We start from the raw sequence: 25,356 nt of genomic DNA, 5'->3' as shown, positions 1-25,356 counted from the left end.
CCACCCGAATCGCGAGGGGCTACCCCTTCAACGAAGTAAGGGGTAGGGGGATAGCGGAAAATGCGAGGGGTCAATCCCCGAAGTATTTTCAATCTCTCTCTTTCTATCCCATGTAGTGGTATAGTTTAGCCATGAAACAAGTTCTCACAATAGTTGTAAAGCTCCAGCCCTCTCCTGAACAAGTTGCCTTCTTAGAGGCAACTCTTCAGGCGTTTGCGGACGCTTGTAACTACGTGAACGAAAACACAAACCCTAAGCTGACCAACAAAATTGCTATCCAGTCCTTAGTCTACCAAACCATCAAGAAAAAATTCAACTTGGTCGCCAACATGGCTGTTAGGGCTTGTGCGCGTGTAGCTGCCAACCGCAAGGTAGCCAAGCAGAAAGGCAAACCTGTTAAAAGATTTGCCCCAAGCAGCATGGACTGTGACAAAGACTTGTTTCGGTTTCGCGAACAGGATTGGACGGTAAGCCTTGCAACTACTCACGGTAGAGAGCGAGTTGAATTAAAAGTCGGCAACTACCAAAGAGGAAAACTCAAACAGAGAAACCCGACTTCTGCTCAACTATGCAAACACCGTGATGGTCACTTCTACTTGCACATCCAAATCAAAGACGATGCAAAAGACTCGCCAATTGCCGACAAGGTAATTGGCATTGACTTAGGGCGGCGCGACATTGCAGTTACATCAGAGGGCAAAAAGTGGGACGGATTGCACATTCAGTCAGTACGAGATAAGTTTTATCAAGTTAGGGCGTCTCTCCAGAAAAAAGCCTCGAAAGGCACGAGGACAACTCGGCGTAGATGTCGAGAAATCCTGAAACGGCTGTCGGGACGAGAGAGACGCTACCAGCAATGGCTCAATCACAACATCTCCAAATCGGTGGTCAGACGAGCAGTTGAGTATAGTGCCTCTATTGCTATAGAAGACCTTACGGGAATTAGGGAGAGAACCAACGAGCAACCCAGAAGCAAGGCGGAACGTAGACGCTCAAATTCGTGGGCATTTTATCAACTGCGAATGTTCATTGAGTACAAAGCTATTGGCGCTGGTGTTCAAGTTATCCCAATCCCCCCTGCCTATACTTCCCAAATGTGTCACAATTGCCTACACATTCACCCGGTAAAAGGAAAGTCTTACCGTAGTGGCAAGACTTTCAGGTGTGGGCATTGTGGTTGGCATGGAGATGCCGACTTTAATGGAGCCAATAATATTGCACTTGTGGGGCTGTCTATAAACCAGCCTGGAGGCACGGGGTTATCGTGCAAGCTAAGCCGAACTATTAAGTATGTTCAGCTTAGCTTGTTCGATGACTTCAGGGCTACTAAAAACCCAGACCTCAGCTCTTAGCAGGTCTGGGTAGTTTATTTGCCAATGCAGGGGGGATCGGTATATAAGTACAGCCTAATGAACATCAGGATAAATCCCTTCTACTATCTGTCTGGGAACCTTCTGCCTTTGTTCGATCAGATGTTGGGCAAAACGCTTCTAAGTATTTTCGCTTAATCCAAAGACTCAACGGCTCAAATTAATCCTGTTTTAACTTTGTCCCGGATGATTGCCTCCTCTCAATCACCGCCCATAATCGTAACCTAAGTTAATATTTTCCGGAGAAATGTTAACTTACATATCATTTACTGGTTTTTCAATTTGAGAGTGGTAAAGTAAAAACATGAAGCAAATAAAGCTTCACCGGACAGATACAAAAGCAACGTTTAGATTTAAATCAAGAGGTAAAAACGCTGGCTAAATTAATTAATCTGTCTCATCTAAAAACAGCAGCAGCACACCATTTAGACGCTGATATTTCCTAAGATAGTGAATGGGGAGCAAGGCAACTGAAACTTGAATTCAGTGCAACTCCACAGAGAATCATCAAGATGAGGAAATCGCTCAGCCAGTCAATCGGAAGTGCTGCTGTTGTTTTAGCATTTTCAGCCAAGACTAATAGAGAAAACGCTCCAAGTGCATTTCATTTTTGGTAGGGGCGACTCTCTGGCATTAACTAACAATTCTCGTCCATTCAATTTGATCAGGTCGCCCTCTGCTTTGTGTGTGCGATCGCTAGAAGGAAAACTCTGATCCTAGATTAAATTCAAGGATGTCTGAATCGTGAACACAGTAATCTAAGTTAACATTTCTCCCCATAAAAGTAAACTTATGTATCATTACCTTGTCCTTTAAATCAAAAGTGGTAAAGTAGAACTATGAAGCAAATAAAGCTTCACTGGACAGATACAAAAGCAACGTTTAGATTTAAATCAAGAGGTAAAAACGCTGGCTAAATCAACCGATCTGTCTCACCTAAAAACAGCAGCAGCACACCATTTAGACGCTGATATTTCCTAAGATAGTGAATGGGGAGCAAGGCAACTGAAATTTGAATTCAGTGCAACTCCACAGAGAATCACCAAGATGAGGAAATCACTCAGTCAGTAAAACTGAAATGCTGCTGTTGTTTTAGCATTTCCAGCAAAATTAATAAATTTATAGTAGACACATCGATTAGGACAAAGGCACCCTTGTAGAGACGCGCCATGGCGCGTCTCTACATAATTGCATGCAACGTCTCTACATAAATGATGTGTCCTAACAGCTATGGCGGTTGCTATAGTTCAGGTTTTTCTCTCTTATACCAAATCCGGGTTAGCCACCCCCTTTATAAGCTAGTCCGCGCAGGCGGACGAAAGTTTGTGTAGCTGCGACTTCTAGTCGCCAGGGCAAAAAAGGGGTTCCAAAGGCGGATTTGGTATTAGAGGTAGAAAACAGCGATCGCACCAGCTGTTCCCTGTTTCCTAATGGAGGCTACAACGCTTCATCCAATGCTTCAGCTTCTTCCTCCGAACCGGATAGAGGAACTAACGCCACCGCTGCGATCGCATCCTCCTCATCTAAGCGTTGTACTCGTATCCCTGTCGCCATTCGGGATTGAGGGGAAATAGCATCAATGGCTTGGCGAATAATAATGCCTCGCATCGTCACCACCATCAATTCATCCCCTTCATTCACCACCCGCAACGCGGCGAGTTTATCTTTGCTATGGCGGAACTTAATCGTCACTAATCCCATTCCGGCGCGATTTTGCAGTCGGAATTGAGACACTGGCACTCGCTTGCCTAAACCGCCGGTGGTAACCACCAAAACCCAGGGTCCTTGACCGGCGGTTTCGTGAATCTCTTCCCCATTGAGTTCATCACTGCGGCTGGTATCGTCTTCCCCATTGAGTTCATCACTGCGGCTGGTATCGTCTTCCATTTCCGCCTCTTCATCGGCTGTAGCAATCAGTCTCTCCACAACTTGAGCCGGGATAATATCCATACTGATCAACTCATCCTTAGAGCGCAGCTTCATCGCCTTAACCCCCCGTGTAGCCCGACCCAGGGGACGGAGTTGGTCATGATCGGCTTTAAAATGAATTGCCATGCCCTTACTCGAACCAATGATAATACTATCTTCAGCTCGGCATAGACGCACCCAGCGCAGTTGATCGCCCTCACCTAGAGAAATGGCAATTAAACCATTTGCCCGGATATTACTAAAGGCATCCAACGCCGTTTTTTTGATATACCCTTTGCGGGTTAACATCACCAAATACACATCATCGGTGAACTCACTAACCGGTACAACCGAGGTAATTTTTTCATTGTGGGGAATCGGCAGCATTTGCACGATCGGTACCCCTCTGGCGGTACGAGATGTGGCGGGGATTTGGTAAGCGCGTAGGGAGTAAACCACACCGCGATCGCTAAAAAATAGTAGGGTGTCGTGATCACAGCAACTCAGGAAATGCTCAACCCCGTCATCCTCCTTAATCCGGGCGGCGGCTTTGCCCCGGGTTGCCCGAGCTTGGGCAGCAAAGGAGTGAATGGGCATCCGTTTGATATACCCTTGTTCCGTGACTAAAATTATCGCTTTTTCATTGGCGATTAGGTCAATATCATCTAGTTCCCCTTCCACCTCTTGAATCACCGTGCGGCGAGGTGTACCATGGGTGGTTTTGATCTGAAGCGCTTCGGTTTCGATAATTTCTAGGATGCGCTGTCGATTCGCCAGAATATCTTGCAGATCCGCAATGCGAACTTGTAACTCTTCGTGTTCCGCTTGAATTTTCTGGGCTTCTAATGCCGTCAAGCGTCGCAGTTGCATTTGCAAAATGGCATCAGCTTGAGCTTCAGAAAGTCCAAATTGGTCAATTAATTGACTCTTGGCTATCGCCGTATCAGCAGCAGCCCGAATTACAGCGATTACCGCATCTAAGTTATCCAGGGCAATGAGTAACCCTTGCAACAGATGATCCCGTTCCTCGGCTTTGCGAAGTTCGTATTGGGTGCGCCGGGTAATTGTTTCGATGCGGAACTCGAGGAAGACTTCGAGGAACTGTTTGATGGTCAATAGTTGGGGTTCATTCCCAACTAATGCCAGCATGTTGGCACCAAAATTGCTTTGGATGGGAGTTTGCTTGTAGAGATTATTGAGAACCACACGGGGATAGGCATCCCGCTTCAGTTCAATCACTATCCGCATTCCCTGGCGATCGCTTTCATCCCGAATATCCGAAATGCCTTCAATGCGCTTATCATTCACCAGTTCGGCAATTTTTTCAATCAGTGCCGCTTTATTGGTTTGGTAGGGCAGTTCCGTGACAATAATCGCTTCTTTATCAGGGCGTCCCCGGTGTTCTATGGTTTCAACTTGCGCCACACCCCGCATGGTGATTGAGCCGCGCCCGGTGGTGTAGGCGTCTTTGATGCCAGATCTGCCCAAGATTTGACCGCCTGTGGGAAAGTCAGGGGCGGGAATATACCGCATCAATTCTTTTTCGGTGATTTCTGGGTTATGGATGAGGGCGACTAAGCCATCCACCAATTCACCCAAATTATGGGGAGGGATATTGGTTGCCATACCAACGGCAATACCCGATGATCCATTTAGGAGTATCTGGGGAACCCGGGCGGGGAGGACGATGGGTTCTTGTTGTGATCCATCGAAGTTATCCAGGAAATCGACGGTTTCCGACTCAATGTCCCGGAGTAGGGCATCTGTGGCTAAGGATTGCAAGCGGCATTCTGTGTAACGCATTGCCGCTGGTGGGTCATTATCCACCGAGCCAAAGTTACCATGTCCGTTAATTAGGGGCGATCGCATGGAGAAATCCTGCGCCATGCGAACTAAGGCATCGTACACTGCTGTATCGCCGTGGGGGTGATATTTCCCTAAGACTTCACCCACAACACGGGCGCATTTCCGGAAGGGGCGATCTGGGCTGAGTCCCAGTTCATGCATTGCATAGAGAATCCGCCGGTGTACTGGCTTGAGTCCATCCCTCGCATCGGGTAGCGCCCGACCCACGATGACGCTCATGGCATATTCTAGGTATGACCTAGACATTTCGCTGCGAAGATTTGTCGGGACAATCCGCTCCTGGGAGGTACTCATAGAACGAAAAACTCCATAAAAATTCAGGATTTAGGCAAAAAAAGCGCAAAAAGAGAGCTAAACCGCTATGTTTAACCCAAATAGTTGCTAAAATGTGCTACTTTCTTTTAATATTTTAACACAAGTTTACCCGGACTCGGAGTCAGGGAAAGCCTTATTGGGGTAGGGGATAGACCTGTTTTCGGGGGGGTGCGATCGCGTAAAGTCAAGATGAGCAGTTACTCACTACTGACTTATGAGCGGTTTTGAGATAGTTTAGAGTTACGTTAACTCGTATAACTCGTACCCTGTGGCGTACAGGGAGATCTGTACACAAGTCAGCCCGACAGAAACAGGCAGGGCTTGTCCATGAGGAATCGGGTCACAGGTAACGGCTGATTGATAGTAGGCGATCGGTTGGGCTTTCTGCCTTGCTAAACGCCCTGTAATTACCCGAAACAAGGAAACAGGAATCATGGAAGTAGCCATTGCTATAATCGCGTTTTGCATCATTGCCACCCTAGTAGCGCCCGGACTGATGTCTCGGAATCTGACAATTGGGTTGCTTGCCTTTGCTGTCTTGTATCTGGTAAGACCCAATCTACTGACCACAGAACAAGCTATTGCGGTTATTGTGTTCGGTATTCTTTTTATGTTAGTTATTCCTGATCTAGCCAAAAAATAGTGAGCATTATAAACATGATTCGTAGGGGCGCACCGACGTGCGCCCATAAACATCTTCTATATAATTAAACAGATTTAACGTGAAGGTAGAGTATAAAATCATATCTCACGGCAACTTCTTACTCTTAAAAACGCTTAGAGACAGCAACTAATTTTGGTTCTTCTACTTTTACCGTAGAAGATTTTTCCCTCGTAAAAGCTATTTTTCCGACGAATGACACCTCAGTTTGAGATGGAATAGTAATTCTGATATTGGTATTAAATAGCCTCTGGAAATCAGCCGGAATAACTTCGGCAAAATTATTCAATTTATTGATTAGTACCTAAACTATGAAATTGACGATACCAAAAATTCAAAAAATGACTTTTGTTGATCTGTACAATAGTCTGCATAATACCAATAATAACCTTGTGTTTTCCGTCTCAATTAGTGGTGGGAACTCAAATCTGGATTGGGCATCTGATTACCTATGGGCATTGTTTATTGGAGAAAATATAGCTGAATTTTGTGAATCAATTGTTGCTAACGAGCAAGGTCATTTAATTGAGTTTTTATTTGTACCCAAAAATTTAACTGAATTAACAACGAAGCTTCTTTGGTTAGCAACACCCTTTGAAGAAGATTCTGAAGAAGATATCGAATTTCAAGAAATATACGATGATTTTGCGGAATCTCTAGAAACAAGGAAGCTTTATTTTCCGGAAATAGCTGATGGATATATGGCTAATATTGTGGCAGGGGAATGTGATTTATGTTTAAGTGATGAAGAAGTAAAAGAATTACAGAGCAAATATCCTGAACGTCGTCATGAATTTTGGAAATCATTTGCCAGTAATAATATCGGTTATGATTTCTATGTATCTGGACATTGCTGGATACTTCCCTTGGGAGTTAATGCAGAAACTTTACTAAGTAAATTTGGTGGATGTAAAAGTGAATTGTTTCCCCTAGAAGAAGCACAATACTTATCAGTTATGAATCTTCATCCAATCGTTTTTAACGATACAAGTGTTGTCAGGTTTCCACAAGAAAGATTATATGATGCACAGAAATGTGCCAAGGATATTTGGACTGAAGATTTTTTGATTAATAACAGCTCTGTAGTTTCAAAGAAACAAATACTCGATACACTTAAAACTGTAATACAATTAGGAGAAGGTATTTATATTGAAGATATACAAGGAAGAATAAATAAAATATTTTTATCGAGAGAAGGAGAGGTCTTGATATTATGCGACAATGTAGCTCAATATATTTTCTTCAATGACACTCATAAAAAACTAAAACATGAAATTTTAGCAGAGTATCTTACCCTATTATCGAAAACATATGAATATTTCAGAATAATAGTTGGAAAACCAACTGAAATAGCATGTCCTTGGAATACGCTTGATGATGAGAAATTTGAAGAACTTTGTTATGATATTATTTATACTTATTATAAACCTGGGAAAAACATAAAAAAAATGGGCAAGTCTCGTTCCCGTGATGGTGGTAGAGACATAACATTTAATACTCCGACTCGTGCTGGTAAGAGTTCTGTTAAATGGATTGTACAGTGTAAGTTAATTAAAGATGGAAGTTCGCTCACAAAGAAAAAGCTTACTGACGTTTCTGATACAGTGGCTCAGTATGGAGCAGGCGGATTTTGTGTAATGACCAGCGGTGTTATCGACTCTGCACTATATGACAAGTTAGAAGCAATTGCTGACCAGACAAGTATTGAAACAGATGAGTGGTCTCGGCTAGAAATAGAACGCTTTTTAGCAAAGCATCCAGAAATTAAATATAGATACTTCAGTAAATATTAGAAGCAGCTATATCTCGATTCTAAATTGTATTTACGTACTACTTTGCATACTACAACTTGACGTGCGAAATGTTGAGATCTAACACTCTCAAGTTCTATGGCTTGGCTCCCGGTTTCTTGTCTGAGAGGCTAGCAATTCTTCTTTAGTAATCGGGGTTCTTCTCAGCGTATCTAAAGGAATTAAAAACTCCCCGTTTTGAATTTTAATATCTAGGGCATCAATCACAAATCTGACATCCAGGAAACTGGCATCTTCGTAATCATTACCTTCATAGCGTTTGATTTGCTCTTCCGTCAGTCCAGCTAAGTTCGCTAGTTCTTGATGGCTGAGTTTAGCCGCCATACGCGCTTTAATTAAAATTTGCGGTAAATAGTCAAGATCGTCGAGCTTCAGTACGATAGGGCTGTGGCGATCATGAGATGTAAGTCTTTCATATTCAGCGATTTCTGCTTTTAATTTATCGAGATGAGATTGTAATGAACTTCTCATCAGCTCCCAGCCGTCAGGGTCATTTGTTTTCCTGGCTTCATCCCTCTCTGTTGCGGCTATAGATTTTTCAAATTCTCCGATAAGCCCCTGAGTAACTGTATACTTTTTTTCATCTTTAATCATAAGCTACACCTCACTAAATCTATGGCAATAATCCCTTTTTTATTGTACTTTCTATCTTGCTGAAATAATTCAAAAGAATCCATTCCGTAATTGCCGATGGGTTGGTCGGATGGAAAGATTTCACCTCCATATTTAGCTTTCTGTCCAGCACGGTCATAATGATTCAGTAATCGAGGAGCATGAATTCTGAGATAGTCTATATCTACCTCTTCTCTATCCCAACAGGCATCACAGGCATCGAAATCCCCTGGGTCTGCTTTGATGGTAATAAAGCTGCCATTGATATACATGAGCGTACCATTTAAGGTGGAGGCTTAGACCAGGTGCATGGCGGGTTGGCGGGTTCCCCGGATTGTGAATGAGCGTGCGGCTTTCGAGGTGAGCTGACTCGGATGGATAAATTTGTCGCCAATTTCCTAGACAAAGTTAGGGAATTATTCTATACTGAGCAATTGTGACCAAATTGCCAGTTGCGCGATCGCGAACTTACTCGATCGCAACTTAGGTCAACAGAAGCTGTGGTCTTGGATTGATCAAGTCAAACCACCAAGTTGAGGTATGCTAGTTCTACAGTAGAACTAGAGTGAACTCAGATAAAAAAGCCAGATAGCTCTTGTAGTGGCAGCTTCTGATCTTTGGCACTTGCACTGCGCCTCGTGGGGATACTAAGGAGATAACACCTTAAGTCCCAGCGTTCAAAGGCGACGCGGTTAGTCAGTACTAACCCAAATTTCCACAACTAACCAGGCAAGAATTAACCTCAATCAGAGGAAATCCCTGTCGATTAGTCAGGAAGATAACCTGCTGAGGCACTAGCGGATTCACAAGTGAATCCACGCCAAATTTGCCTCGCTGTACCGTCTAGAAAGGAGAAGCCAGTGTCTGTCGGTATCCTCGGCACGAAACTCGGCATGACCCAAGTCTTTGACGAGGAAGGACGCGCCCTTCCTGTCACAGTCGTTCAAGCGGGTCCTTGTCGGGTGACTCAAATCAAAACCAAGCAAACGGATGGCTACAGTGCTGTGCAACTGGGCTATCACGAAGTTAAAGAAAAGGCAGTTAATAAGCCAGAAAAGGGGCATTTAGCCAAGTCCGAGGCTCCCCCCTTACGTCACCTGCGTGAATATCGCCTAGATAGCACGGACGACGAATTCCAACTTGGTCAAGTTGTAAACGTAGAAATATTTAGTGCGGGTCAACTGGTCGATATCTCTGGAAAGACCATTGGTCGTGGTTTTGCTGGCTATCAAAAACGCCATAACTTTAAGCGCGGACCCATGGCGCATGGTTCCAAAAACCACCGCCTACCCGGTTCCACTGGTGCCGGAACAACGCCCGGTCGTACCTTCCCTGGGAAGAAAATGGCAGGTCGTTATGGCGGTAAACGTCAGACCATTCGCAAATTACAAGTGGTGCGCGTAGACGTAGAACGGAACCTGCTGATTATTAAAGGGGCAGTTCCCGGTAAGCCAGGAGCGCTTTTAAACATTGCACCCACAAATAAAGTCGGGAAATAGTTATTCAGGGTTCATGGCTCATTGTTGATGCCCACCGATGAATCTTGAACAACCAGAATAAAGACTAAGGACTAAAAACTATGGTCGATTGTATAGTACGAAACTGGCAAGGGGAAGAAGTGGGACAAGCAACCCTGGAGCTGAAAGTTGCTAAAGAAGATAGTGCGTCTCACATTGTTCATCGAGCATTAGTTAGACAAAAGGCTAATGCTCGTCAAGGAACAGCATCAACGAAAACCCGCGCTGAAGTTAGAGGTGGCGGACGTAAACCGTGGCGGCAAAAAGGCACCGGTCGCGCTCGGGCTGGCTCAAACCGCTCACCCTTGTGGCGAGGAGGGGGCGTCATCTTTGGTCCCAAGCCCAGAGACTATAGCCTGAAGATGAACCGCAAAGAGCGGCGCTTGGCACTGCGAACAGCATTGCAGAGTCGATCTGCGGATCTGATTGTCGTCGAAGATTTTGCCGATCAATTGACCCGTCCTAAAACCAAAGACTTGCTGGATGCGATCGCGCGTTGGGGAATTGATCCAAATCAAAAGGTCCTGTTAATTCTACCCCAACCGGAACAGCAGGTTTATTTGTCAGCGCGTAATGTACCAAGCCTTAAGCTAATTTATGCAAACAGCTTAAATGTCTACGACGTATTAGAAGCAGACAAAATCGTCACCACCAATACAGCCCTTGCCACAATCCAGGAGGTTTACAGTGATTAAATCCAACCCCGGCGAATTGGCAGACATGGTGATTCGCCCAATTGTTACTGAAAAAGCCACGTTGCTCTTAGAAGATAACAAATACGTCTTTGATGTTGTTCCCAAAGCCACTAAACCTGAAATCAAAGCAGCAATAGAAAGCCTTTTTGATGTCAAAGTTACTGGTGTCAACACCTTAATGCCACCTCGCAGAAAGCGTCGCGTCGGCAAATTTGTCGGCTACAAGCCCCAGTACAAACGGGCAATTGTCACCTTAGCTTCTGGAGACTCGATTACGCTGTTCCCAGAGGTATAAAACAAGGTTGACTCAAGGCGCTAGGCTCAAGGGATCTGGTTTTATGGATGTAGGGGCGGGTTTCACAACTATCGTTTTTGACCCAACCCCGATGCAAATAAACCCGCCCCGACCGAGTTTGAAATAACGAAAGACAAATAAAGGATAGTTTTATGGGAACTCGTAGTTATAGACCCTATACACCTAGTACCCGCCAGGTGACCATCTCAGACTTTGCTGAGATTACCCGCAGTGAACCAGAAAAATCACTAACTACATCCAATCACCGTCCCAAAGGTCGCAATAATCGGGGCGTGATTACCAGTCGGCGCCGTGGTGGTGGACACAAGCGCCTCTACCGCATCATCGACTTTCACCGGAGCAAGCACAATATTCCGGCTAAAGTAGCAGCCATTGAATATGACCCCAACCGGAACGCCCGGATTGCCCTGCTTTACTATCAAGATGGCGAAAAACGCTATATTCTGCATCCGGCTGGTTTAGAAGTGGGGGCGTCCGTAATTTCTGGACCCGATGCTCCCATTGAAGTTGGCAACGCTTTACCTCTGAGCAATATCCCTCTAGGAACCAGCGTCCATAACGTGGAACTTGTGCCTGGAAAAGGCGGTCAAATCGTCCGCGCGGCTGGGGTTAGCGCCCAAGTCGTCGCCAAAGAAGGGAACTATGTCACCCTGAAGTTACCCTCCACGGAAGTTCGCCTGGTGCGGCGGAACTGCTATGCCACTATTGGCCAGGTCGGGAATAGCGAGGATCGTAACCTAAGTTTAGGTAAAGCCGGTCGTAGCCGTCGCTTAGGACGCCGTCCCAAAGTGAGAGGAAGTGTCATGAACCCGGTGGATCACCCCCACGGTGGTGGTGAAGGCAGAGCGCCTATTGGTAGATCCGGTCCAGTCACACCATGGGGGAAACCCACTTTGGGAGCTAAAACTCGCAAACCGAAAAAACAAAGTACCTCTTTAATTGTCCGCCGTCGGCGCAAATCCTCGAAGCGAGGACGGGGTGGACGTCAGGCTTAACGCTTGCATTCAATTATTGACCATTAACCACGTTTAGATTATGGGTCGTTCTTTAAAAAAAGGTCCATTTATTGCCGACAGTCTTCTGAGTAAGATTGAAGCTTTGAACAGTAAAGGCGAAAAGCAGGTGATTAAAACCTGGTCACGCGCCTCAACCATTTTGCCGCAAATGGTGGGTCACACCATCGCCGTTCATAACGGGAGAACCCATGTGCCGGTTTTTATCAATGAGCAGATGGTGGGGCATAAACTGGGCGAATTTGCCCCAACTCGCACCTTTCGCGGTCATTCCAAGGGCGATCGCCGGGCGCGTTAATCGGTAAAATGCCGTTTGAGGAGTTGGCAGGTTGACTCTCGCTCTTGCCCATTAGAGATCACAAAAACTATGGCGACAATAGATACAACAGCAGAAACCAAAGCGATCGCACGTTATATTCGCATGTCCCCCTTTAAAGTTAGGCGGGTTCTCGATCAGATTCGTGGGCGTTCCTACCGTGAAGCCCTGATTATTCTGGAATTTATGCCTTACCGGGCGTGCGAACCTGTGCTGAAAGTCCTACGATCCGCCGTGGCGAATGCCGAACATAATGCGGGTCTAGATCCGGCAAACTTAGTGATCACCCATGCCTCTGCCGATATGGGACCAAGCTTTAGGCGCTATCGCCCCAGAGCCCAAGGTCGAGCTTATCAGATTCGCAAGCCAACCTGTCATATCACGGTGGCGGTTTCACCTCAAGTTGAGGACTAGTCAATCATCATCAATGATCACGATTGACAACGGACAAATACAACGTAAAGGAAGGATTCGTGGGACAAAAAATTCATCCAATTGGTTTTCGCTTAGGTATCACTCAAGAGCATCGCTCCCGTTGGTTTGCTGATACCAAGCGTTACCCAGAAGTCCTGCAAGAGGACTACATCATCCGACAATACGTCGAAAAGAACCTGAGTAACGCCGGAATTTCTACAATTCGGATCGAACGCAAAGCCGATCAAATTGATTTAGAAGTCCATACAGCTCGACCCGGTGTCGTGGTTGGTCGTGGCGGGAGTGGCATTGAATCCTTGCGTACAGGTCTACAAGACCTTTTGGGGAGTAATCGTCAAATTCGCATCAATGTCATTGAAGTCGCCCGGGTGGATGCCGATGCGGAGCTAATTGCTGAGTACATTGCCCAACAGTTAGAACGCCGTGTGTCCTTCCGTCGAGTTGTCCGTCAAGCCATTCAACGGGCGCAACGGGCAGATGTCCAAGGGATCAAAGTGCAAGTCAGTGGTCGCCTAAATGGCGCTGAAATTGCGAGGACGGAGTGGACTCGTGAAGGTCGAGTTCCCTTGCATACCCTACGAGCGGATATTGATTACTCCTACCGTACCGCTAGTACCATCTATGGGATTCTGGGTGTGAAAGTCTGGATTTTCAAAGGTGAAATCATTCCGTCTACAGAAGAAGTCGCCCCACCAGCGACAGCGCAACCCCGTCGCCGTCAACAACGGCGTCGCCAGCAATTTGAAGATCGTTCCAATGAGTAGTTATTTGTCCAAAGTCCAAAGGTGAGGTGACAACGGGCAAAGGATAAACAACCACGACTAACTGATAACGGACCAAAATAACTATGTTAAGTCCTAAACGAACAAAATTCCGCAAACAGCAGCGTGGGCGGATGAGAGGTCAAGCGACTCGCGGTAACTCCCTCAATTTTGGGGATTTTGGATTGCAAGCGATCGAACCATCCTGGATTACTGCCCGTCAAATTGAAGCCGGTCGTCGAGCGATGACTCGCTATATTCGTCGGGGTGGAAAAATCTGGATTCGAGTATTTCCAGATAAACCTGTGACCATGCGCCCCGCTGAAACTCGTATGGGTTCAGGGAAAGGGTCACCTGAATATTGGGTGGCTGTGGTTAAGCCGGGTCGAGTTCTGTATGAAATCGCTGGGGTGTCCGAACCCCTTGCCCGCGAAGCCATGCGTCTAGCGGCGAACAAATTTCCCATTAAAACGAAGTTCATTACCCGTGAAGGGGAATAAGTAGTATACGTTATGCCTTTGTCCAAAATAGACGACGCCAGAACGTTAAGCGATCAAGAATTAGCGGATGGAATTGTAGCTGCCAAGCGTGAGCTATTTGAACTGCGGTTGCAACAAGCAACCCGCCGCTTAGAAAAACCCCATCAGTTTAAGCATCTGAAACATCGTATTGCTCAGATGATGACGGTGGCGCAAGAACGGCAATTGGCAGCAGTTTCTGAAGAGACAACCCCACCAATGGTGAGCGATTCAGCCCCTGTAGCGACAACCGCTACAGCCACGACTCAACCCCCTCAAGCCGAGGTAGAAGAGTCGGTTAGTCAACCCGAGGCGACTGAAGTCCCCCCTGAATCCTCACCATCTGAGTCTGAGGCAAAAGAAGAGGAGTAAACCGCGATGGCAGTTAAAGAACGAGTTGGTTTGGTGGTGAGCAACAAAATGGATAAAACCGTAGTTGTTGCTGTCGAAAATCGATCGCCCCACCCGAAATACGGCAAAATCGTTGTCAATACCAAGCGATACAAGGCACACGATGAAGAAAATCGCTGCCAAGAAGGCGATCGCGTCCGCATTCAAGAAACACGACCTCTGAGTCGCACGAAACGCTGGCAGGTTACGGAAATTCTTAATAGTGCCTCAACTTAAGGAGTTTTGACCCAACGCGACCTCGAGGGAACCTGGTTTTGGGTTTGGAATTCTCTCGAATGCTGGCATACTCGGTCGGGGGCACGAGTCAAATCTGGGTCAGGTGAGAAACGATCATAGTGAAAAGAGCCCCTAGGTGCCTCACAACTCATAACTCTTAAAGAGTAGAAATCCCATGATTCAACAACAAACGTATTTAAATGTGGCTGATAATAGCGGTGCGCGTAAAGTGATGTGCATCCGCGTCCTCGGTTCTGGAAATCGGCGTTACGGCAGTGTTGGTGATGTGATTATTGCTGTGGTTAAGGATGCGATTCCTAACATGGCAATCAAAAAGTCCGACGTGGTTCGGGCAGTTATTGTCCGCACTCGCAAAGGATTGCGTCGGGAAAGCGGGATGAGTATTCGCTTTGACGATAACGCTGCTGTGATTATTAACGCCGATGGCAATCCTAGAGGAACTCGTGTATTTGGTCCTGTGGCGCGAGAACTGCGGGACAGAAATTACACAAAAATTGTGTCCTTGGCTCCGGAGGTACTCTAATGGCTCAAAAGACAAAAAATGCGCCTGTGCGTTACAAAATGCACATCAAAAAAGGTGACACTGTGCAAGTGATTAGTGGTCACGATAAAGGTAAGGTAGGAGAAATTCTGCAAATATTACCTAAGATTAGCAAGGTTATCGTCAAAGGCGTGAATGTCAAAACCAAACATGTCAAGCCTCAGCAAGAAGGGGAAACGGGTCAAATTGTGACCGTTGAATCTCCGATTCACAGTTCCAATGTCATGCTTTATTCTAATAAGCAAAAGGTGGCAAGTCGGATCTGTTACACCTTGACGGAGGATGGACGAAAGGTAAGAATGCTGAAGAAAACAGGTGAAATTATTGACTAAATTTCTTGGTCAATCGTTTTCTGTGGTAATGAAAAAAAACAAAGGACAAAGGATCAATAAAAATAGCCCCTGACCAAGCCCAGGGAAAGAAGAATAACCACCATGTCTGACCAATTGAAAACACTCTATCAAGAAACAATTGTTCCCAAACTTAAAGAACAGTTTGGGTATACAAACATCCATCAAGTCCCCCGTGTGATCAAAATAACCGTCAACCGGGGATTAGGAGAGGCATCTCAAAATGCTAAAGCACTCGAATCATCATTGAGTGAACTGGCGACCATTACAGGTCAAAAACCCGTGGTTACCCGTGCCAAAAAAGCGATCGCGGGATTTAAAATCCGCCAAGGAATGCCTGTGGGGATAATGGTAACCCTGCGATCGCAACGGATGTACTCGTTCTTGAATCGCTTAATTAACTTAGCCTTGCCACGAATTCGCGATTTTCGCGGGATCAGCCCCCGCAGTTTCGACGGTCGCGGTAACTATACCTTAGGCATCCGAGAACAACTGATTTTCCCGGAAATAGACTACGACCGTATTGATCAAATTCGTGGCATGGATATTTCAATTATCACAACCGCAAACACCGATGAAGAGGGTCGCGCTTTACTCAAAGAGATGGGAATGCCTTTCCGGGAGAAATAAGCCTGTAAGTATAGGAAGGAAATAATGGCGGCAAACGACACAATTGCAGATATGCTGACCCGCATTCGGAATGCGTGCTTGGTGCGGCATCAAACCACAAATGTCCCAGCAACAAAAATGACACGGGCGATTGCCCATGTCTTAAAAGAAGAAGGCTTTATTGCCGATTTTGAAGAAGCTGGGGAAGGGGTAAAAAAATACATAGTCATTTCGTTGAAATACAAAGGAAAAACTCGCCAACCCATTATCAGAGCGCTGAAAAGGGTGAGTAAACCAGGTCTGAGGGTTTACAAAAACCGCAAGGAATTACCGCGAGTTCTCGGTGGTATTGGAATTGCGATTATTTCCACGTCCAGTGGCATCATGACAGACCGGGAAGCCCGACGACAGGGAATCGGTGGGGAAGTGCTGTGTTACATCTGGTAGCGCTGTTTAAATCAGCCTCTTAAACCTGAAAATTCTTTTGCCTGGTAAGGAGGATAAAATTATGTCGCGTATTGGCAAGCGCCCAATAACAATTCCGAATAAAGTGACCGTGACCATTGACGGTCAACAGGTTACTGTAAAAGGACCCAAAGGAGAACTCCAACGAGTTCTGCCGAAACAAGTCACAGTTGAACAAGAAGGAGAAACAATTCAAGTGCGACGACGGGATGAATCCCGACTTGCCCGTCAGCGCCACGGATTATCTCGCACCCTAGTTGCCAATATGGTAGAAGGGGTTTCCCAAGGCTTTCAGAAGCGTCTAGAAATTCAAGGGGTCGGTTATCGCGCCCAAGTTCAAGGACGTAACCTGATTCTGAATGTGGGGTACAGTAAACCCGTGGAAATTGTCCCTCCCCAAGACGTGCAGCTAGCGGTTGAAGGGAATACTAACGTAATTGTTAGCGGGATAAATAAAGAAATCGTCGGCAACACAGCGGCTAAAATTCGGGCGGTGCGTCCCCCTGAAGTTTATAAAGGGAAAGGCATTCGCTATGTCGGTGAAATGGTTAGACGTAAAGCTGGTAAAGCAGGTAAGAAGTAACAATGAAACTTACTCGTAAACAATCAGTCCGACGTAGACATCGGCGCGTTCGCCGGACAGTCCAAGGTAGTTCTGAACGTCCTAGATTGGCGGTTTTTCGATCAAATCAGCACATTTATGTGCAGATTATTGACGATGATCAGCAACATACCCTAGTGGCGGCTTCTACTCTAGAACCTGGACTGAAGTCAGAGTTGCAATCAGGTGCCACCTGTGACGCCTCGACTAAAGTGGGTCAGTTAATTGCCCAGCGAGCGCTGGAAAAAGGCATATCTCAGGTTGTTTTTGACCGGGGAGGAAACCTTTATCATGGTCGTGTGAAAGCTTTGGCAGAAGCGGCGCGTGAAGCTGGGTTAGACTTCTAGAATAAGTAGATCAAAATTTAAATTATGGCAAATCGTCGCAAAAGTAGCCGCGCTAAAGAAAAAGAAAGCACCTGGCAAGAACGGGTTATTCAAATCCGTCGAGTTAGCAAGGTGGTTAAAGGCGGTAAAAAATTAAGTTTCCGTGCCATTGTTGTGGTAGGCAACGAGCGCGGTCAAGTGGGCGTTGGTGTGGGCAAAGCCAGTGATGTAATTGGCGCTGTTCGTAAAGGGGTTGTCGATGCCAAAAAGCAAATCATCGACGTTCCCTTAACCAAGTCTAATTCCATTCCTCACCCCTCTAATGGGGCGGCTGTCGGTGCTAAGGTGATGATGCGACCCGCGGCACCCGGTACAGGGGTAATTGCTGGGGGTGCAGTGCGGACGGTTTTGGAATTGGCAGGGGTTCGCAATATTTTAGCCAAGCAATTGGGTTCTAATAATCCCTTGAATAATGCTAGAGCTGCTATTAACGCCCTAGATTCTCTGCGAACTTTTGCTGAAGTGGCTCAAGAACGTGGGGTTGAGGTGGAGAAGCTCTATGTCTGATTGTGTAGGGGCGGGTTTAGGGACTCGCTTTTCGCCATGAATAGTAACCTTTGTCCAAAACCCGCCCTAAATGAGAGAGTTTTGAGTTTCACGAGCTAAATTATGAGAATCCATACTGTAGCACCCCAAGAAGGTGCAAAGAAACGTCGTCGTCGTGTTGGTCGCGGGATTAGCGCAGGTCAAGGGGCTAGCTGTGGCTTTGGCATGCGGGGTCAAAAGTCGCGATCGGGTAGGGGTACAAGACCGGGGTTTGAAGGGGGTCAGATGCCCTTGTATCGCCGCTTACCTAAACTAAAACACTTTACGGTAATTAACCCAAAACATTACACTACGATAAATGTAGGTAAGTTAGCATCGCTCCCTGCCAGTACAGAGGTGACTTTACCGTCACTGATGGAAGCGGGTATCGTCACCACTAACGACGGACCGTTGAAAATTCTGGGTGATGGGGAGTTGAATGTATCGCTAAACGTTAAAGCCGCTGCTTTCACGACGGGCGCTCGCCAAAAAATTGAGGCGGCTGGCGGAAGTTGTGAAGTGATTGCGTAACTTTTTTTAGGGTTGGCGGGTAATGGTGCTGCTAATAGTTTGAGAAAAGTAGAGATACAGTTAGGTCTTGATCTAACCAAGGTCTGTAGGGCGTTTTTGACCGCGCTATCCAGGTTATTGATCTGGAACTCTAATAAGATCCGAAGGGACGCGATTTTAATTGGTTCCGAAGTATCCTATTAGAATCCCTGTTTATTTATACCAGGGAGAGGTCAACACTGTGTCATCTGGAGGTACCCCTTTATGGTCGTCAGTCGAGACAAAGCTCCAACGGCTCAAGAAACATTTATGCAGATGGCACAAGCTGCCGGTCTTAGAGGTCGGTTGCTTTTGACCATCGGTTTGTTGATCCTAGCCCGGTTTGGTGTCTTTTTACCTGTACCAGGAATTGATCGGGAACAACTTTCAACAGCTATCCAAAGTGGAAACGTTCCCATCGCTGGCATTTTAGATTTTTTCTCTGGGGGAGGATTCTCGGCTTTGGGAATTTTTGCCCTGGGAATCTTGCCCTATATTAATGCGTCGATTATCTTACAGTTGCTGACTGCAGCTATCCCCACTCTGGAAAATTTGCAGAAGAATGAAGGGGAAGCAGGACGCCGAAAAATTTCTCAGATTACCCGTTATGTCGCCCTCGGTTGGGCAATATTGCAAAGTGTGGGTCTGGCAATATTTGCTAGCCAGTTTGCCACAAATCCGGGAACTCTCTTCTTTGTGGAAACTGTGCTGGCAATCACGGCTGGCTCAATGTTCGTTATGTGGCTTTCGGAAGTGATTACCGAACGCGGGATTGGTAACGGTGCATCTTTGTTGATTTTTGTCAATATTGTGGCAGTTCTGCCCCGGACATTGGGTCAAACTATTGAGTTGGCACAGACGGGGGGGCGAGATATGGCAGGTAAGGTGGTCATTTTGCTCCTGGTTTTCCTGGTGATGATTGTCGGGATTGTCTTTGTTCAGGAGGGAACACGCCGGATTCCGATTATTTCGGCAAGACGACAAGTTGGGCGTCGCCTCTATCGGGAACGGACGAGTTATCTGCCCCTGCGACTGAACCAAGGTGGGGTAATGCCGATTATCTTTGCCTCAGCGGTTTTGATTCTACCCACTTCCCTAGCTGGCTTTGCTCGCGGTGGTAATAGTGAAGGAGTTTTGGACTCAATTCTCCAAGGGGTAAATCAGGTGGCACTTTATATCAGTCCCAATGGTCCGACGCCGTGGCTGTATGTACTGGTTTATCTGGTGTTAATTCTCTTTTTCAGCTACTTCTATGCGTCGTTGATCGTGAATCCGGTTGATATGTCGCAGAATTTGAAGAAAATGGGAGCGAGTATTCCGGGAATTCGCCCAGGTAAAGCCACAAGTGACTATGTTGAGCGAGTGCTGAATCGGTTGACGTTTTTGGGTGCCATTTTCCTGGGGCTGGTAGCGGTTGTGCCAACGGCTGTGGAAAGTGCGACGGGAGTGACTACGTTTAGAGGGCTGGGGGCTACCTCGTTACTGATTTTGGTCGGTGTGGCAATTGACACGGCAAAACAGGTTCAAACATACGTAATTTCACAGCGTTACGAGGGTATGGTTAAGCAGTAAAATTTCTGCTAGGTCATTGGTGACTTTTCCTTTGTTCATTGTTGATTGTACCTAAATTGGGGGGGCGATTGAGAATTTAGAGCTAACTTGAGAACCCCCTTGATCCCATCAAATTGACAAAGGACGAAGGACGAATGACATAAGACATAAGACATAAGACAAATAGCCAATGACACGATTAGTTTTTTTAGGACCACCAGGGGCAGGAAAAGGAACACAAGCTCAGCTAATCGCTCAGCTTTATCAGATTCCTCACATATCTACCGGGGAGATTCTACGGAGTGCGATCGCCCAATCTACACCACTCGGACAAAAGGCGCAGTCTTATATGGATCGAGGCGAGTTGGTGCCAGATGAATTGATTCTGGATCTAATTCGCGATCGCCTCCAGCAACCTGATACTCAAGCAGGTTGGATTTTGGATGGGTTTCCGCGCAATGTCAGCCAAGGGGCTTTTCTGGAAAATCTGCTTCAGGATCTTGATCAGCGCTGCGATTATGCTATTTATTTGGATGTCTCCGATGAATCAATCCTGAAACGTTTACTCTCACGGGGACGCCAAGATGATAATGAGCAGACGATTCGGCGACGCCTAGAAGTCTACCGCCAACAGACGGCACCGGTGATTGAGTTTTACCGCGATCGCTCAATCTTACGCGAGATTGATGGGGATAGAGCTATGGACGAGGTTACCGACTCTCTCAAGCAGGTGATGTCCTGAAATCTTGAGGAGTTAAGTCATCAATGCCAAAGCCGGAAAAGGAACCCCGTCTCACTTTTGACGGATGTTCTCCTCTCGCTGAAGTCGTTACTATTTCTAAGGCTTTCATTAATTTGGACACAACTTTTCTTAACACTAACCAAGTAAAAAAGCCGTTTGAGGGCGGATTTTGATAAAATATGTTAACACTCCCTGGACAAATCTCTATCTGTGTGGAGGGGAACTTAGTGACCCATAGTATTGAGGAACGACAAAATTGGCTAAGCAAGACTTAATTGAAATGGAAGGGACGGTAACCGAATCCTTACCGAACGCCATGTTTCGGGTTGACTTGGATAACGGCTTCAACGTCCTTGCCCATATCTCCGGCAAAATCCGCCGCAACTACATCAAAATCTTACCGGGCGATCGGGTCAAAGTTGAACTGACCCCTTATGACTTGAGCAAAGGTCGAATCACCTACCGCCTTCGCAAAAAATAACAATCGTTATGGCTAATTTCAGCGAAAATTTGACTTTAGCCCAAAAACATGATATGATAATATGCTTGCGTTGTAACTAAAAAAGCCAATGAAGGTTAGAGCATCAGTCCGCAAAATGTGTGAAAAATGTCGCGTTATTCGACGCCGTGGTCGAGTAATGGTTATTTGTCAAAACCCCAAACATAAGCAACGTCAGGGGTAATCTACAGACTCTATAAGAATCATTTGTAGCACAAAACCAACAAAAGGGAGAAAAATACCGTGGCAAGAATTGCCAGTGTAGACCTACCTCGGGATAAACGAATAGAAATTGGTCTAACCTACATCTACGGAATTGGGCTATCTCGCTCCAAAGAAATTCTCAGTAAAACGGGCATTAATCCGGATACCCGAGTCAAGGATTTAAGCGATGCTGAGGTAGCCAATCTGCGATCAGTGGTAGAGGGCGACTATCAAGTCGAGGGAGACTTAAGGCGCTGGGAATCGATGAATATCAAGCGTCTCGTCGATATTGGCACCTATCGTGGGCGTCGCCATCGCCAAGGGTTACCGGTGCGCGGTCAACGAACCCGCACTAATGCCCGTACCCGCCGTGGTAGACGTATTGCCGTTGCTGGGAAGAAAAAAGCACCGGCGAAGAAGTAACACAATTATTCAGTTCACACCCATCACTAAGATAGCCAAATAAAGCGATATGGCGCGACCAACTAAAAAAACTGGTACAAAAAAGCAGAAACGAAACGTTCCTAATGGAATGGCATTCATCCAGTCTACCTTCAACAATACCATCGTCACTATTTCTGACACTAGAGGCGATGTGGTTTCGTGGGCGTCAGCGGGATCAAGTGGCTTTAAGGGCGCTAAGAAAGGCACCCCCTTTGCGGCTCAAACCGCTGCTGATAATGCCGCCCGCCGAGCCATTGACCAAGGAATGCGGCAAATTGAGGTAATGGTCAGTGGTCCTGGTGCAGGTCGAGAAACGGCTATTCGCGCACTGCAAGGGGCAGGACTAGAAATTACCCTGATTCGGGATGTCACGCCAATTCCTCATAATGGTTGCCGTCCTCCTAAACGACGTCGTGTCTAGGAACGGGAAATCGGGATAGGAAATTGGGTAAGCCAAACCAAGGGTTTAATTCAGTTTGCATCTCAATGAAACCTTCAAGTCGGCTTGCCCCTTATCGGTCTAGACTCGACAACAGAATCAAGTGTCAGCATTGAGGAAGTTATGCCGACCAACCACTGATACTTTGCTTATTGCCACTTGTACCAAATTGTGGGTTAGGCGCAACAGAATTTCAAAAGTATTAGCAAGAGTGCTTTTGATGGGGTCCTATGAATTAAAGGAGGGAGGTCACTCCGTGGCGCAGTTTCAGATTGAGTGCGTAGAATCCAAAACACTAAAGAATCAAAGTCAATATAGCAAATTTGTCCTAGAACCTCTCGAACGCGGTCAAGGTACAACAGTTGGCAACGCCCTGAGAAGGGTTCTCCTGTCTAACCTAGAAGGTACAGCGATTACCGCTGTGCGGATTGCTGGAGTCAATCATGAGTTTGCCACCATTGAGGGAATCAGAGAGGATGTTCTAGAAATTCTCCTGAATATGAAGGAAGTCGTCCTCAAAAGCTATACACCTGGACCCCATATTGGTCGAGTCATGATCACTGGACCTTCTACCGTGCGCTCGGCTCAGTTTGATTTACCGTCGGACGTAGAATTTGTTGATCCGGGTCAGTATATTGCGACTCTAGCCGACGGAGCCAAACTGGAAATGGAGTTCCGTATCGAAAGAGGAAAAGGATATCGCTCTGTAGAACGGGGTCGTGATGAAACATCCTCGGTTGATTTCCTGCAACTTGACGCCGTATTCATGCCAGTAACCAAGGTTAACTACAGCGTTGAGGATACTCGTGTTGACGGTTCCCTGGAAAAAGACCGTTTAATTTTAGATGTTTGGACTAATGGCAGCTTGTCACCCCAGGAAGCACTGAGTCAAGCCGCTAGCCTTCTTGTGGATTTGTTCAATCCCCTGAAAGATATCGAGCTCAAGCCAGAGCCAGTGGGAGGTCCGGTCGATGAAGATCCAACCAGCCAAATTCCGATTGAAGAACTGCAACTGTCGGTGCGGGCGTATAACTGCCTCAAGCGAGCGCAAATTAACTCCGTTGCTGACTTATTAGATTATAGCCAGGAGGATCTCCTAGAAATCAAGAACTTTGGTCAAAAGTCTGCCGAAGAAGTCATAGACGCCTTGCAAAAACGCTTGGGGATTACATTGCCCCATGAAAAATCGGCTAAACCAACTTAAGGATTGAGAATAAATGGCTAATCGTCAACACGATTAGCCATTGGATTGAGAAATTGTTCATTGTTGTGGGACTGTAGAGGAATAAAAGAAAATGCGTCATCGTCGTCGAGTACCCAAACTGGGGAAACCAGCGGACCAGCGCCGAGCGCTGCTCAGAAGCCTCGCTACGGAGTTGATTCGTCATGGTCGAATCACTACTACCAAAGTACGGGCAAAAGCCGTGCGCTCCCAAGTGGAAAAAATGATTACCTTGGCAAAAGATGGCTCCCTAGCATCTCGCCGTCAAGCCTTGGGTTATATTTACGACAAGCAGTTAGTTCATGCCTTGTTTGAAGGGGTGAATGATCGCTATGGCAATCGTAACGGTGGGTATACTCGCGTACTCAGAACCCTGCGCCGTCGTGGGGATAATGCGGAAATGGCAATTATCGAGCTGGTTTGAACTCAAGTTATGTCCGATCGCGAGGCTAAGCCAACTCAACGCATCGCCCTAGTGATTCAATACCTAGGGACAAAGTTCTATGGTTGGCAACGACAGCCTCAACATCGCACGGTGCAAGGGGACATTGAGCAAGTTCTGTCCACCGTCGAAGGAAAACCTGTAACCTTACACGCTGCAGGGCGTACTGATACAGGCGTTCATGCCGCTGCCCAAGTGGCACATTTTAACAGTAGTCGTCCGATTCCCGGTGAACGATGGATGCCCCTGCTGAATAGCCGACTACCGGAGGATATCCTGATTCGGACATCAGCCCCCGTACCCGCGAATTGGCATGCTCGCTTTTCGGCGATTTGGCGTCGGTATCGGTACAGTATCTATACAGACGCTTGTCCTAACCTTTTTGTGCGACCGTTTAGTTGGCATTACTATCAGGCTCCCTTAGATGAACATCGGATTCAGGAGGCGCTTAATCCGCTACGGGGCAAACACCACTTGGCGGCATTCCACCGGGCTAACTCCGGACGCAAGCATTCCTGGGTCACGGTTCAGGACACCCAATGTTACCGAAATGGTTCATTTATTCATATTGAAATTCAGGCGGATGGATTTTTATACGGCATGGTGCGGCTACTCGTCGGCATGCTGGTAGAGGTAGGGCGGGGCAAACTTCATCCCCAAGAGTTTACTCAACTGTGGGTGAATCAACAGCGGGAGCAAATCAAATATGCGGCGCCAGCAAAGGGTCTGTGCTTGTTACGAGTGGGTTACCAAAACTCGCCGTTTCCGCCAAGAACTTGGTTTGATACTCAGCCGAAGTTTATGTTGCCGACCGAGACGCCCACCTGAATCGCGAGGGGCTACCCCTTCAACGAAGTAAGGGGTAGGGGGATAGCGGAAAATAGGAGGGGTCAATCCCCGAAGTATTTTCAATCCCTGTCCCACTAGGTCGTATAATTTAGCTATGAAACAAGTTCTCACGATAGTTGTAAAACTCCAACCAACGCTTGAACAAGTTGCCTTCTTAGAGGCAACCCTTCAGGCGT

Annotated in this window: 33 protein-coding genes and 1 pseudogene; 30 read left to right on the top strand and 4 right to left on the bottom strand. The window is 46.6% G+C overall.

Annotation, left to right across the window (positions count from 1 at the left end):
- Positions 1 to 131: 131 nt before the first annotated feature.
- A complete protein-coding gene (locus tag RIM23_RS09100; RefSeq protein ID WP_446366357.1) occupies positions 132 to 1,352 on the top strand; it encodes an RNA-guided endonuclease InsQ/TnpB family protein in 1,221 nt (406 codons plus the stop codon).
- A gap of 1,455 nt (positions 1,353 to 2,807) precedes the next feature.
- On the opposite strand, the gene gyrA is transcribed toward RIM23_RS09100, so the two are convergent.
- Positions 2,808 to 5,438: a DNA gyrase subunit A gene (gene gyrA, locus RIM23_RS09095; RefSeq protein WP_446366355.1), complete on the bottom strand. Its 2,631-nt coding sequence runs from the start codon at positions 5,436 to 5,438 to the stop codon at positions 2,808 to 2,810.
- A 261-nt stretch (positions 5,439 to 5,699) separates the two neighbouring features.
- Entirely contained in the window at positions 5,700 to 5,906 is a 207-nt protein-coding gene (locus tag RIM23_RS09090) for a hypothetical protein (protein ID WP_446366353.1), read from the bottom strand.
- Between RIM23_RS09090 and RIM23_RS09085 the strand changes: the two genes are divergently transcribed.
- Together RIM23_RS09085 and RIM23_RS09080 are read left to right on the top strand one after the other, a co-directional pair.
- Positions 5,893 to 6,102 (top strand): hypothetical protein, encoded by a 210-nt coding sequence (locus RIM23_RS09085; RefSeq protein WP_446361748.1) that lies wholly within the window; start codon positions 5,893 to 5,895, stop codon positions 6,100 to 6,102. The two genes, RIM23_RS09090 and RIM23_RS09085, sit on opposite strands and share 14 nt — an antisense overlap.
- A 329-nt stretch (positions 6,103 to 6,431) precedes the next feature.
- Positions 6,432 to 7,913, top strand: a complete 1,482-nt coding sequence (locus tag RIM23_RS09080) for a restriction endonuclease (protein WP_446366351.1) — start codon at positions 6,432 to 6,434, stop codon at positions 7,911 to 7,913.
- Between the two features lie 87 nt (positions 7,914 to 8,000).
- On the opposite strand, the gene RIM23_RS09075 is transcribed toward RIM23_RS09080, so the two are convergent.
- Together RIM23_RS09075 and RIM23_RS09070 are read right to left on the bottom strand one after the other, a co-directional pair.
- Positions 8,001 to 8,525 (bottom strand): helix-turn-helix domain-containing protein, encoded by a 525-nt coding sequence (locus RIM23_RS09075; RefSeq protein WP_446366349.1) that lies wholly within the window; start codon positions 8,523 to 8,525, stop codon positions 8,001 to 8,003.
- On the bottom strand, positions 8,522 to 8,815 hold the full coding sequence (locus RIM23_RS09070; RefSeq protein ID WP_446366347.1) for a DUF6932 family protein: 294 nt from the start codon (positions 8,813 to 8,815) through the stop codon (positions 8,522 to 8,524). The genes RIM23_RS09075 and RIM23_RS09070 overlap by 4 nt, the downstream gene beginning before the upstream one ends.
- A 588-nt stretch (positions 8,816 to 9,403) precedes the next feature.
- On the opposite strand from RIM23_RS09070, the gene rplC reads away from it, so the two are divergent.
- The 27 genes and pseudogenes from rplC (at position 9,404) to truA (ending at position 25,159) form a co-directional block, all read left to right on the top strand.
- Positions 9,404 to 10,042, top strand: coding sequence for a 50S ribosomal protein L3 (gene rplC, locus RIM23_RS09065; protein WP_446366345.1), 639 nt, complete (start codon positions 9,404 to 9,406; stop codon positions 10,040 to 10,042).
- A gap of 80 nt (positions 10,043 to 10,122) precedes the next feature.
- Complete coding sequence (gene rplD / locus RIM23_RS09060; protein WP_446366343.1) at positions 10,123 to 10,755, top strand: 50S ribosomal protein L4; 633 nt, start codon at positions 10,123 to 10,125, stop codon at positions 10,753 to 10,755.
- Positions 10,748 to 11,050: a 50S ribosomal protein L23 gene (locus RIM23_RS09055; protein WP_446336549.1), complete on the top strand. Its 303-nt coding sequence runs from the start codon at positions 10,748 to 10,750 to the stop codon at positions 11,048 to 11,050. The genes rplD and RIM23_RS09055 overlap by 8 nt, the downstream gene beginning before the upstream one ends.
- A 152-nt stretch (positions 11,051 to 11,202) precedes the next feature.
- On the top strand, positions 11,203 to 12,066 hold the full coding sequence (gene rplB, locus RIM23_RS09050) for a 50S ribosomal protein L2 (RefSeq protein WP_446361733.1): 864 nt from the start codon (positions 11,203 to 11,205) through the stop codon (positions 12,064 to 12,066).
- 40 nt (positions 12,067 to 12,106) lie between these two features.
- Positions 12,107 to 12,382, top strand: a complete 276-nt coding sequence (rpsS, locus tag RIM23_RS09045) for a 30S ribosomal protein S19 (protein ID WP_446336551.1) — start codon at positions 12,107 to 12,109, stop codon at positions 12,380 to 12,382.
- A gap of 69 nt (positions 12,383 to 12,451) precedes the next feature.
- On the top strand, positions 12,452 to 12,814 hold the full coding sequence (gene rplV, locus RIM23_RS09040; RefSeq protein ID WP_446336552.1) for a 50S ribosomal protein L22: 363 nt from the start codon (positions 12,452 to 12,454) through the stop codon (positions 12,812 to 12,814).
- Positions 12,815 to 12,873: 59 nt separating this feature from the next.
- Entirely contained in the window at positions 12,874 to 13,599 is a 726-nt protein-coding gene (gene rpsC, locus RIM23_RS09035) for a 30S ribosomal protein S3 (protein ID WP_446366359.1), read from the top strand.
- A gap of 83 nt (positions 13,600 to 13,682) precedes the next feature.
- Entirely contained in the window at positions 13,683 to 14,096 is a 414-nt protein-coding gene (gene rplP, locus RIM23_RS09030) for a 50S ribosomal protein L16 (protein WP_446336553.1), read from the top strand.
- 12 nt (positions 14,097 to 14,108) lie between these two features.
- Positions 14,109 to 14,333, top strand: a pseudogene (gene rpmC, locus RIM23_RS09025) (50S ribosomal protein L29); the annotation flags it as partial.
- Positions 14,334 to 14,492: 159 nt separating this feature from the next.
- Complete coding sequence (gene rpsQ / locus RIM23_RS09020; protein ID WP_446336555.1) at positions 14,493 to 14,741, top strand: 30S ribosomal protein S17; 249 nt, start codon at positions 14,493 to 14,495, stop codon at positions 14,739 to 14,741.
- Between the two features lie 175 nt (positions 14,742 to 14,916).
- On the top strand, positions 14,917 to 15,285 hold the full coding sequence (gene rplN, locus RIM23_RS09015; RefSeq protein ID WP_446336556.1) for a 50S ribosomal protein L14: 369 nt from the start codon (positions 14,917 to 14,919) through the stop codon (positions 15,283 to 15,285).
- Positions 15,285 to 15,635: a 50S ribosomal protein L24 gene (gene rplX, locus RIM23_RS09010; RefSeq protein WP_446361729.1), complete on the top strand. Its 351-nt coding sequence runs from the start codon at positions 15,285 to 15,287 to the stop codon at positions 15,633 to 15,635. The genes rplN and rplX overlap by 1 nt, the downstream gene beginning before the upstream one ends.
- 102 nt (positions 15,636 to 15,737) lie before the next feature.
- Positions 15,738 to 16,283, top strand: a complete 546-nt coding sequence (gene rplE, locus RIM23_RS09005; protein ID WP_446336558.1) for a 50S ribosomal protein L5 — start codon at positions 15,738 to 15,740, stop codon at positions 16,281 to 16,283.
- Between the two features lie 24 nt (positions 16,284 to 16,307).
- Positions 16,308 to 16,709, top strand: a complete 402-nt coding sequence (gene rpsH / locus RIM23_RS09000) for a 30S ribosomal protein S8 (protein ID WP_446336559.1) — start codon at positions 16,308 to 16,310, stop codon at positions 16,707 to 16,709.
- A gap of 61 nt (positions 16,710 to 16,770) precedes the next feature.
- Entirely contained in the window at positions 16,771 to 17,310 is a 540-nt protein-coding gene (rplF, locus tag RIM23_RS08995) for a 50S ribosomal protein L6 (RefSeq protein WP_446366341.1), read from the top strand.
- 2 nt (positions 17,311 to 17,312) lie between these two features.
- A complete protein-coding gene (gene rplR / locus RIM23_RS08990; protein ID WP_446336561.1) occupies positions 17,313 to 17,675 on the top strand; it encodes a 50S ribosomal protein L18 in 363 nt (120 codons plus the stop codon).
- Between the two features lie 24 nt (positions 17,676 to 17,699).
- A complete protein-coding gene (gene rpsE, locus RIM23_RS08985; RefSeq protein ID WP_446366339.1) occupies positions 17,700 to 18,221 on the top strand; it encodes a 30S ribosomal protein S5 in 522 nt (173 codons plus the stop codon).
- Between the two features lie 102 nt (positions 18,222 to 18,323).
- Entirely contained in the window at positions 18,324 to 18,770 is a 447-nt protein-coding gene (gene rplO / locus RIM23_RS08980; RefSeq protein ID WP_446366337.1) for a 50S ribosomal protein L15, read from the top strand.
- Between the two features lie 243 nt (positions 18,771 to 19,013).
- Positions 19,014 to 20,360, top strand: coding sequence for a preprotein translocase subunit SecY (gene secY, locus RIM23_RS08975; protein ID WP_446366335.1), 1,347 nt, complete (start codon positions 19,014 to 19,016; stop codon positions 20,358 to 20,360).
- 169 nt (positions 20,361 to 20,529) lie between these two features.
- Positions 20,530 to 21,081, top strand: coding sequence for an adenylate kinase (locus tag RIM23_RS08970; protein ID WP_446366333.1), 552 nt, complete (start codon positions 20,530 to 20,532; stop codon positions 21,079 to 21,081).
- A 256-nt stretch (positions 21,082 to 21,337) separates the two neighbouring features.
- Positions 21,338 to 21,562 (top strand): translation initiation factor IF-1, encoded by a 225-nt coding sequence (infA, locus tag RIM23_RS08965; protein WP_006100613.1) that lies wholly within the window; start codon positions 21,338 to 21,340, stop codon positions 21,560 to 21,562.
- An 88-nt stretch (positions 21,563 to 21,650) separates the two neighbouring features.
- On the top strand, positions 21,651 to 21,764 hold the full coding sequence (gene rpmJ / locus RIM23_RS08960; protein WP_015186054.1) for a 50S ribosomal protein L36: 114 nt from the start codon (positions 21,651 to 21,653) through the stop codon (positions 21,762 to 21,764).
- 59 nt (positions 21,765 to 21,823) lie between these two features.
- On the top strand, positions 21,824 to 22,207 hold the full coding sequence (rpsM, locus tag RIM23_RS08955; RefSeq protein ID WP_446366331.1) for a 30S ribosomal protein S13: 384 nt from the start codon (positions 21,824 to 21,826) through the stop codon (positions 22,205 to 22,207).
- A 49-nt stretch (positions 22,208 to 22,256) separates the two neighbouring features.
- Positions 22,257 to 22,649: a 30S ribosomal protein S11 gene (rpsK, locus tag RIM23_RS08950; protein WP_446336567.1), complete on the top strand. Its 393-nt coding sequence runs from the start codon at positions 22,257 to 22,259 to the stop codon at positions 22,647 to 22,649.
- A gap of 274 nt (positions 22,650 to 22,923) precedes the next feature.
- Positions 22,924 to 23,871, top strand: a complete 948-nt coding sequence (locus tag RIM23_RS08945; RefSeq protein ID WP_446366329.1) for a DNA-directed RNA polymerase subunit alpha — start codon at positions 22,924 to 22,926, stop codon at positions 23,869 to 23,871.
- 91 nt (positions 23,872 to 23,962) lie between these two features.
- Positions 23,963 to 24,313, top strand: a complete 351-nt coding sequence (gene rplQ / locus RIM23_RS08940) for a 50S ribosomal protein L17 (RefSeq protein WP_446336569.1) — start codon at positions 23,963 to 23,965, stop codon at positions 24,311 to 24,313.
- A gap of 9 nt (positions 24,314 to 24,322) precedes the next feature.
- The gene (gene truA / locus RIM23_RS08935) at positions 24,323 to 25,159 is read left to right on the top strand and encodes a tRNA pseudouridine(38-40) synthase TruA (protein WP_446366327.1); all 837 of its coding nucleotides are present in this window, start codon (positions 24,323 to 24,325) and stop codon (positions 25,157 to 25,159) included.
- Positions 25,160 to 25,356 lie beyond the last annotated feature (197 nt).

It is taken from the genome of Coleofasciculus sp. G3-WIS-01 (genome assembly GCF_040223135.1).
In the GTDB taxonomy this organism is placed as follows: Bacteria; Cyanobacteriota; Cyanobacteriia; order Cyanobacteriales; family Coleofasciculaceae; genus Coleofasciculus.
Note: the sequence above shows the minus strand (reverse complement) of the source record. Positions and strands in the feature narration are given on the sequence as shown.

Bases quoted from the DNA above. Each gene is read 5' to 3' on its own strand.
- RIM23_RS09085 (WP_446361748.1), top strand. From the start codon at position 5,893: ATGGAAGTAGCCATTGCTATAATCGCGTTTTGCATCATTGCCACCCTA.
- rplR (WP_446336561.1), top strand. From the start codon at position 17,313: ATGAAACTTACTCGTAAACAATCAGTCCGACGTAGACATCGGCGCGTT.
- RIM23_RS08970 (WP_446366333.1), top strand. From the start codon at position 20,530: ATGACACGATTAGTTTTTTTAGGACCACCAGGGGCAGGAAAAGGAACA.
- RIM23_RS09075 (WP_446366349.1), bottom strand. From the start codon at position 8,525: ATGATTAAAGATGAAAAAAAGTATACAGTTACTCAGGGGCTTATCGGA.
- rpsH (WP_446336559.1), top strand. From the start codon at position 16,308: ATGGCGGCAAACGACACAATTGCAGATATGCTGACCCGCATTCGGAAT.
- rplN (WP_446336556.1), top strand. From the start codon at position 14,917: ATGATTCAACAACAAACGTATTTAAATGTGGCTGATAATAGCGGTGCG.
- RIM23_RS09070 (WP_446366347.1), bottom strand. From the start codon at position 8,815: ATGTATATCAATGGCAGCTTTATTACCATCAAAGCAGACCCAGGGGAT.
- rplO (WP_446366337.1), top strand. From the start codon at position 18,324: ATGAGAATCCATACTGTAGCACCCCAAGAAGGTGCAAAGAAACGTCGT.
- gyrA (WP_446366355.1), bottom strand. From the start codon at position 5,438: ATGAGTACCTCCCAGGAGCGGATTGTCCCGACAAATCTTCGCAGCGAA.
- rpsK (WP_446336567.1), top strand. From the start codon at position 22,257: ATGGCGCGACCAACTAAAAAAACTGGTACAAAAAAGCAGAAACGAAAC.
- rpsE (WP_446366339.1), top strand. From the start codon at position 17,700: ATGGCAAATCGTCGCAAAAGTAGCCGCGCTAAAGAAAAAGAAAGCACC.
- rplB (WP_446361733.1), top strand. From the start codon at position 11,203: ATGGGAACTCGTAGTTATAGACCCTATACACCTAGTACCCGCCAGGTG.
- rpsQ (WP_446336555.1), top strand. From the start codon at position 14,493: ATGGCAGTTAAAGAACGAGTTGGTTTGGTGGTGAGCAACAAAATGGAT.
- rplQ (WP_446336569.1), top strand. From the start codon at position 23,963: ATGCGTCATCGTCGTCGAGTACCCAAACTGGGGAAACCAGCGGACCAG.
- RIM23_RS09080 (WP_446366351.1), top strand. From the start codon at position 6,432: ATGAAATTGACGATACCAAAAATTCAAAAAATGACTTTTGTTGATCTG.
- rplD (WP_446366343.1), top strand. From the start codon at position 10,123: ATGGTCGATTGTATAGTACGAAACTGGCAAGGGGAAGAAGTGGGACAA.
- rplE (WP_446336558.1), top strand. From the start codon at position 15,738: ATGTCTGACCAATTGAAAACACTCTATCAAGAAACAATTGTTCCCAAA.
- rplP (WP_446336553.1), top strand. From the start codon at position 13,683: ATGTTAAGTCCTAAACGAACAAAATTCCGCAAACAGCAGCGTGGGCGG.
- RIM23_RS09090 (WP_446366353.1), bottom strand. From the start codon at position 5,906: ATGGCTACTTCCATGATTCCTGTTTCCTTGTTTCGGGTAATTACAGGG.
- rplF (WP_446366341.1), top strand. From the start codon at position 16,771: ATGTCGCGTATTGGCAAGCGCCCAATAACAATTCCGAATAAAGTGACC.
- rpsS (WP_446336551.1), top strand. From the start codon at position 12,107: ATGGGTCGTTCTTTAAAAAAAGGTCCATTTATTGCCGACAGTCTTCTG.
- rplV (WP_446336552.1), top strand. From the start codon at position 12,452: ATGGCGACAATAGATACAACAGCAGAAACCAAAGCGATCGCACGTTAT.
- rplX (WP_446361729.1), top strand. From the start codon at position 15,285: ATGGCTCAAAAGACAAAAAATGCGCCTGTGCGTTACAAAATGCACATC.
- truA (WP_446366327.1), top strand. From the start codon at position 24,323: ATGTCCGATCGCGAGGCTAAGCCAACTCAACGCATCGCCCTAGTGATT.
- secY (WP_446366335.1), top strand. From the start codon at position 19,014: ATGGTCGTCAGTCGAGACAAAGCTCCAACGGCTCAAGAAACATTTATG.
- rpmJ (WP_015186054.1), top strand. From the start codon at position 21,651: ATGAAGGTTAGAGCATCAGTCCGCAAAATGTGTGAAAAATGTCGCGTT.
- RIM23_RS09100 (WP_446366357.1), top strand. From the start codon at position 132: ATGAAACAAGTTCTCACAATAGTTGTAAAGCTCCAGCCCTCTCCTGAA.